We start from the raw sequence: 7809 nt of genomic DNA on the forward strand, positions 1-7809 counted from the left end.
GCCCGTCGCGGGGATCGCGTCCCCGGTCCGGGTGTGGGTGTGCGCGGCCTGCGGCTGGGACTTCGTCCGGAGCTGCACAGCACCCACCTGCGTCGACGAGCACCGGCTACCGCTGCGGCTGTGGTTGTGGTTGGGGTTGGGGCTCGGAGGACAGGGCCTCCGAGTCCTCGCTCTGCTGCTCGATCCCGGTGCGCAGGCCCTCGCCCTCGACGTCCACGTTGGGCAGGGCGCGGTCCAGCCACTTCGGGAGCCACCAGGCCGACTTGCCGAGCAGGGTCAGGACGGCCGGAACGATGGCCATGCGGACGACGAACGCGTCGAAGAAGACCGCGATCCCCAGGCCGAAGCCAATCATCTTGATCATGGACTCGCTGGAGCTGATGAACCCGGCGAAGACGCAGATCATGATGATCGCGGCAGCCGTGACCACGCGCGCGCTGTGCCTGAAGCCCGTCACCACCGCCTGCTTGGGATTCTCCCCGTGGACGTATGCCTCGCGCATCCGCGTCACGAGGAACACCTCGTAGTCCATCGCCAGGCCGAAGACCACACCGATCATGAAGATCGGCACCATCGACATGATCGGGCCGGTTTCCTCGACACCGATCAGACCGGCCAGCCAGCCCCACTGGAAGACCGCGACCACGGAACCGAGCGCCGCCAGCACCGACAACAGGAAGCCGAGGGCCGCCTTCAGCGGGACCAGGATCGAGCGGAAGACCACCATCAGGAGCAGGAAGGCGAGGCCGACCACCAGCCCCAGGTAGGGGATCATCGCGGCGGTCAGCTTCTGCGAGAAGTCGATGTTCAGCGCCGTGGTGCCGGTGACCAGCACCTGCGCGTCCGTGTCGGCCTTGATGCCGTCGGCCTCGTCACGGATCGCCTGCACCAGGTCCTCGGTCTGCGTCGAGGACGGCTTGGACTTCGGTATGACAGTGACCGTCGCCGTGTCGCCTGCCTTGTTGAACATCGCCGGGCTGACGGTGGCGACGTCCTTCAGGCTCTTGATCTCGTCGGTCACCGTGGTGGCGGCCGCCTTCGGGTCCCCGCTTTCCTTCGTGTCGACGACGACCATCAGCGGGCCGTTGAAGCCGGGGCCGAAGCCTTCCGAGAGGAGGTCGTAGGCCTGCCTCTGCGTCGTGGACGTCGGCTTCGTGCCGTCGTCTCCCAGGCCGAGTTCCAACTGGGTCACCGGGATGGCCGCCGCACCCAGCGCGACGACGCTCAGCATCAGGACAGCGGCGGGGCGGCGGACGACGAAGTCCGCCCAGCGGGTGCCCATGTTGGGCTTGTCCCCAGTGCGCTCCTTCGCCTTCCCGCCGCCGAAGCGCTTGCTCTTCGTACCCGCCGGCTGGATCCTCCGGCCCGCGTAGCCGATCAGCGCCGGAATCATCGTGATGGCGATCAGCACCGCGACCGCGACCGCGCAGGCCGCCGCGATGCCCATCTTGGTCAGCAACGGGACGTCGACGACCGAGAGACCGGCCAGCGCGATCACGACCGTCAGTCCGGCGAAGACCACTGCCGAGCCCGCCGTGCCCGTGGCCCGTCCGACCGCGTCCTCGCGCTCGCGGCCCTCGGCCAACTCGCCCCGGTAGCGGGAGAGGATGAACAGGGCGTAGTCGATGCCGACGGCGAGGCCGAGCATCATGGCCAGGATGGAGGTGGTGGAGCCGAGGTCGAGCGCGTTGGCGAGGGCCGTGATGCCCGCGAAGCTGATACCCACCCCGATGAGCGCGGTCAGCAGCGGCAGCCCGGCCGCGACGAGCGAACCCAGGGTGATGACGAGGACAAGTGCGGCAACTGCGACGCCGACGATCTCCCCGGCACCCGTCCCTGCCACCGTGTCGAGCGCGTCACCGCCGATCTCAACGGTCAGCCCGGAGTCCCGTGACTCGTCCACCGTCTTCTCCAGGAAGTCCTTGGTGGAGTCCTTCAGTTCCTGGGCCGGGGCGGTGTACTTCACCTGCGCGTAAACGATCGTCCCGTCCTTGCTCACCGCGTTCCGCTGGGTGAACGGGTCGGTGACGGAGGCGACCTCGGCGCCTGAGCCCAGGTTCTTGACGGTCTGCTCGACGACCGCCTTGTTGTCGGCCTCCGTCATCTTCTCCCCGTCGGGAGCCTTGAAGACGACGTTGGCGGTTCCACCGTCCGCGCTCGAGCCGGGCGAGCGCTGGTCCAGCAGATCGAAGGCCTTCTGTGCCTCGACGCCGGGGATCGAGAAGGACGATGAGCCCGCGGAGGGAGCGTTGGCAGCCGCTACACAGGCGGCGGCCAGCAATGCTGCCCAGAACAGGGCGATGAAGTGCCGTCGCCGGAATGCGAATCGGCCGAGTTTGTAAAGAAAGGTGGCCACGGGACGTGCTCCCGGTCAGTTGTAAGGGCGGTTCAGGGCAGAGCGGACCGGCCCGACGACGATTGGGTCTTTCCCATGCCCGCAAGGCATTGAGGAGGTCGTGTCGGGTACGGCGGGGACATCGGGTTACTGCTGGGGACCTGGGGAAGGGGCAGGGCAGACGCGGAGGGCGGGGAGGACCACTGCGTCGAGGTACGAACGCAGGAAGGCCTGCGTCGGCGGCCGGTCGTCGATCAAGGTGCGGGCGACGAACGCGCCGATCAGCATGTGCACCACGAACTCCAGCGCCGGGTTGTCCGCACGGATTTCGCCCCGGTCGACGGCGCGCTGCAACACCCGGCTGAACTCGTCCGTCTCCGGTTCGATGAGCAGTTCCCGGAACGCACGCTTGAGATCAGGGTTGTGATGCATCGCCATGTCCAGAGCGCGCATCAGCGCGGAGGTCTGTTCCATGGCGGAGTCGTCCTCGTGGGACAGCACTGCATGGAAGTCGCCCCGCAGCGATCCGGTGTCGGCGTGGGCGATGCTGCCGGGCTTGTGGTGACGCATCGCCCTGACAACCAGCTCGGCCTTGCCGCCCCACTGGCGGTAGAGCGTCGCCTTGCTGGACCGGGTGCGTGCGGCCACGGTGTCCATGGTCAGCGAGTCATAGCCGACCTCCCGGAGCAGGTCGAGCACGGCCGCGTACAGCTCGGCCTCACGCTCGGGCGTGATCCGACCGCGACGCGGCGCCGCTGTCTCCGCCATTCCACGCACCTCCTACGTAAACGAAACTACTTCGTACAGATGGAACGCATGTTGACGACCATACCTCGGAGGGCGACAGAAACGAAACCATTTCGTACACTAGGTGGCACAGGCCCCGGCCCGACCAACTCAGCCTTCCCTCCCGCACCGGGCTGGGCACCGGCCGGGCACCGCGTCAGATCCGAGATCGATTACAGCCGCGGGCCGGAGAAGACCTGGGTTTGCGGGGCCTTACACGACCGGTCGGGTTGGCGTCCTCGACCAGTTGCAGGAACTGCCGGTAGAAGACGCTGTTGCGGGAGGACACGGTCATAGTGATCTGCTGGCCGTCCCGGTGAGATCTGGGTCGCCACCGACAACCTGTCGTCCCACAACAGCCTGTCCACCCGGACCTGGCTAGAGGACCATCCCGCATCCGCCACACGTTCATCTCTGTCGGCGCGTGCGGGCTCAACCTGCAGGAAAGCTGGTGGCGCATCTTCCGCAAGACCACCCTCGTCGGCCGGCCCTTCGCCAACCCCGACGACATGGGGCCGATGCCTTCACTGTTGCTCGAAACCTGCCCTGCACGCCAACAGCCCCTATGAGCAGGCGACTTCGAAATCCGCTTCCGCGAGACGGAAGTGTTGGCGACGGGTGAAAATCGTGGTTCTGGATCACTTTCCGTGCCAGAGCCACGGAGGGTCACCGAACCCGCGATCATGAACGGCCGCTCGCGGCGAGGAGGACGCGCTTGCGCAGGAGATCGAAGTTGGCCCGGCCGAACATCTGCCGTTTCAGCATTTTGATCTTGTTGTTGTGGCCTTCGACGGCACCGGAGCTGTAGCGCAGGCTGAGACCGGCGACGACGGCGTCGAGGTCCTGGCTGAGGCCGTTGACGAAGGAGTGCAGAGCGGGCAGATCATCGGCCTGGACGTCAGCGATCCACTGGTCGAGGTCGCGGCCCTGGCGGTTGTTCATCAGCTCGGCGAAGCTCCGGACGTGCCGGGCCGTGCGGTCGAGTTGTGGGCAACGGGTGAGGACGGCTTTGAGCCGCTGGGCCTGATCGCCGTCGAGCCTGTCCGGGTGACGGGTGATCCAGCTGGTCACGTCACGCACGGACGGGTGTCTCCTCGGCGGATCAGCATGGGGAAAGACCTGGCGGAGCTTGCGGATGTACGTCTTGACGACGCTCTCACCTCCCTCGTATCCGCGCTCTTGGAGCTCCTGGAACAGTCGGCGGGCGGTGGTGCAGCCCTCGGACCACCGCTGGTGGAGGAAGGGCTTGTAGGGGTCGAGGATGCTGGGTCGGCCGGTCCACTTCCCTACCAGCAGCTCGTCCGCGGTTGTCGCCTGGGCGAAGCGGCGCACGGTGTTGCGGGCCAGTCCGAGCCGGCGCGCGATGGGCCGCAGGCCCACACCCTGGCCGAGTAACTCGTGGACGGCTGCGTGCTGTTCACGCACCCGGTCCGAGAGCCGCCCCGACTGTCGAGGCCCGGCAGCGGCTTCATGGCCGAGCCCTTTTGTGTCCAGGGTTGGCACGGTCTGAGGTGTGTCCGGTTCGCCGTGCTCGCGCAGCAGGGCGCGATACTGGATAACGGTCTTCTCCACAGATTCGGCCAGGTTTTTCCAGATGTGCCACCTGTCCGCGACGTGAATCGCGTTCGGGGCTCCGAGCCGTCCGGCCTCGGCGTATGCGAGAGAGCGGTCTCGGCAGATCACCTCGATGCCTGGGTGAGCGGCTATCCAGGCGGCCACCGTCGCCACGGTCCGGTCGGGCAGTAGATCGACGGGCTGACGGGTCTCTATGTCCACCAGGATGGTCGCGTAGACGTGTCCCTTACGCAGGGCGAATTCATCGACCCCGAGCACTTTTGGCGTGTCCGCCACCGGATCGGGCAGCGCCCGTATGAGGCGCAGCAGCGTCGAGCGGCTCGCGGTCACCGCGAGCGTTGCCGCGAGCCTGGCGCCGGCCCGGCCTGCCAGCATCAGCGCCAACTGCTGCAAGACCCGCTGCAGCCCGGCGCTTCGCCGTCCGTAGCGGAACGTCAGCCCGTCGATCTGCTCCACGAAGGTCGCCCGAGTGCATGCAGAGCCCTTGCAGCGAAACCGCCGGACCCCTAACTCGATGACCACCCCGCGGCGGGCAACCGCACTGTCCGCGAGTCGGCGAACGTACCGGCTGTGAACCCGAGACGACGCCACACCGCAGCCCGGACACCTGGCCAGCGCCGCTACCGCACACGCTCGCACGACGACCAACTCGCCCTCAGCCAGAACGTTTTCGATCCGGACCCCATCAACCCGGTGGAACCACAGGTCCTGGAGGAGTACATCAGCCACGGCCGTTCATGATCGCGGGTTCGGTGACCCTCCGTGGCTCTGGCACGGAAAGTGATCCAGAACCACGATTCAACCGCCGCCGACACGGAAGCCGTGTTGCGGCCCCACGAAGCCCCTGCGGACGTTGTCGCCACGCCACAGAGACGGGAACCAGCCACCATGCCTCACGCCACCGCGTTCGCCAGGAACCAGCGGTTCCCGGCAGGAGTCGTCAACGAGACGCGCTCGCCAGTGATCACTTCCAACAGGCTCCACTGCCGGACGCACCATCGGCGATCGAGTTCAAACAGAGCAGGTCGGCGGGAAGACGTCTCGTACATGTACTTCCGAGCGCATCAACATCCGGGATGTTGCCTTCAGAGCGACACTGGACCGCATTTGGCACCTGAAATGCCCGAATATGCAGCATGCGCGGCGGACAAGAACGACGATACCAGTAGCGCACATTCGCCCCGGATTCAACCCGGAGGGTTTGTTCAATTAGTAAATAAGGTCTCTGGCCTGCGGAAATAAAGAGCGGCAGACGAGCCGGGCCGTACGCCGGGTTCTGTCGCCCTGTCGTCACGAATGCACCAGACGCAATCAGCCAATCAGACCGTGCGATCCACCGCCTGAGCTTCCAGCCATGCCTCCACCTCCGGCCAGCGGTAGCGCAAATAGCGGCCGACCTTGTGGGCTCGCGGACCCTGGTGTCGGTGATTCCATATGTAGACCGTGTTCAGCGGTATGCCCAGGAAGTCGGCCAGTTCCTCAGCACTCATCAATGGACACCGGCCCCCCGCACCAGTGGCGGCTTCTGCCGCACGAGCAGTGGTTCGACGCATGGGTACTCCAGAACGATTCAGAACGGGCAGGAAAGAACCACGTGAGCGGCAGTCCGCTCCGGTGACCCGCGGAACATTGACATGGAATTTCAGCCGGACCAAATAGAAGACTGTGCGGCGAAACTCCTACAACTCTTCCGAACTCTCGAAAGAAGCCCGCGAATCCTCGGCGAGGGCTCGTCGAACCCTCGCCGACGCCTCAGCGAGGGTTCGTCTAGGTGAGATCTCCCATACCGCCCTGCACCTCTTTGCCGCGAAGATCCCAAGAATGCGTTTGACAGTTTCATCTTGCCTGGATCAACATCCCATTCACCCAGGGTGCGATGAACTTCAAGGCCTGCCGAGAATTAGTAGTTGCGTCCATGCCATACGACCGCTGGCACAAGTCACGCCCGAACGCCGGAGAGTCGACCTGCAGGGAACACGGCAAAGTTCCGACGAGGGATCACGGGGCCGGGAAGCGGTGGCAGGCTCGCTGGCGCAACCAAGAGGATGTCCAGCAGACGGAGTTGTTCCGCACCGAGGCCGAAGCCCGCAGGCACGAGACCAAAATGCGGTCCGGAGTGGACGACGGCTCATACATCAACCCTCGCGCCGGAGAGGTCAGGGTCGGTGAACTCGCCCTTACGTGGCTCAAGGGGCACGAACACAAGAATCCGCGCACATACCGACGCCACAAGGAGCGGGTTCTCCTACACATCGCTCCTACCGCAGTTGGGAAGATGCGTGTAAAGGACGTGAACGCGTCGTCTTTGCTGGACTGGTTGCACGACCGCCGTCGGCTGCTCGAAAGTTCCACACTGCGCCTGGTCTTCGACAATCTTCGGGCTGTCTTTGACCTGGCTGTGGACGACAGCCTGATACCCAAAAATCCATGCCTCGCCAAATCGGTGCAGGACGCCAAGCCGAAGCGAGGAGGTGGCGGCCGGGCAGAGCTGAGCCTGACTTGGGAGGACACCGAGAAGATCCGTGCCGAACTTCCCGACCGCTACAAGGCACTCGTCGACTGCGGTCGCGGCTTGGGCCTTCGCCAAGGAGAAATATTCGGCCTGTCACCAGATGACATCGACTGGGCACACCCGGACGGGCCGATGGTGCACGTGCAAAGGCAGGTAGTCCACGACGGCTCGTTCCTGGCATACGCCCTCCCCAAGGGCGGAGGCGACGAGGACCCGAAGGACCGGTGGGTCGAACTGACCGACGACGTGGCCATCCCCCTGCGTGAGCACATGGAGAAGTACCCGCCCGTCGAGGTGACCCGGCCGTGGGGAAGCAAAGGCGGCGACCCGGTCACAGTGCAGCTGATTTTCTACACTCGCGAGAAGACCGCCGTTCAGTCGAATTGGTTCAACTCCTACCGCTGGAAGCCTGCTCTGGCGGCGGCCGGCCTCATCAAGCCCCTCGACCTCAACGCGAAGGGACGACGCTGGGAGAAGTCCCGCGACATGATGATGCATGCCCTCCGCAGGGCTGTTCCAAAGTCCTGCCGGGTGGGTGAATGTGCTGGTCACGGCGTGGTGACGATGTCGGCGCGGGCCGCTACGAACAGATCGAGGCTCC

At 65.4% G+C, this 7809-nt stretch carries 5 protein-coding genes; 1 reads left to right on the forward strand and 4 read right to left on the reverse strand.

Annotation, left to right across the window (positions count from 1 at the left end; all coding sequences use genetic code 11):
• Positions 1 to 106 precede the first annotated feature (106 nt).
• The 4 genes from ACIRRY_RS43930 to ACIRRY_RS43945 all read right to left on the reverse strand — a co-directional run bounded on the left by ACIRRY_RS43930 (position 107) and on the right by ACIRRY_RS43945 (position 6186).
• Positions 107 to 2356: an MMPL family transporter gene (locus tag ACIRRY_RS43930; protein ID WP_403984584.1), complete on the reverse strand. Its 2250-nt coding sequence runs from the start codon at positions 2354 to 2356 to the stop codon at positions 107 to 109.
• Between the two features lie 126 nt (positions 2357 to 2482).
• Positions 2483 to 3103, reverse strand: a complete 621-nt coding sequence (locus ACIRRY_RS43935; RefSeq protein ID WP_403984586.1) for a TetR/AcrR family transcriptional regulator — start codon at positions 3101 to 3103, stop codon at positions 2483 to 2485.
• A 699-nt stretch (positions 3104 to 3802) separates the two neighbouring features.
• Entirely contained in the window at positions 3803 to 5425 is a 1623-nt protein-coding gene (locus tag ACIRRY_RS43940) for an ISL3 family transposase (RefSeq protein WP_403984588.1), read from the reverse strand.
• Between the two features lie 590 nt (positions 5426 to 6015).
• Entirely contained in the window at positions 6016 to 6186 is a 171-nt protein-coding gene (locus tag ACIRRY_RS43945) for a helix-turn-helix transcriptional regulator (protein ID WP_385444328.1), read from the reverse strand.
• Between the two features lie 386 nt (positions 6187 to 6572).
• On the opposite strand from ACIRRY_RS43945, the gene ACIRRY_RS43950 reads away from it, so the two are divergent.
• A partial coding sequence (locus ACIRRY_RS43950; RefSeq protein WP_403984591.1) for a tyrosine-type recombinase/integrase occupies positions 6573 to 7809 on the forward strand: 1237 nt, incomplete at its 3' end.

It is taken from the genome of Streptomyces sp. NPDC101776, assembly GCF_044766845.1.
Taxonomy (GTDB): Bacteria; Actinomycetota; Actinomycetes; order Streptomycetales; family Streptomycetaceae; genus Streptomyces.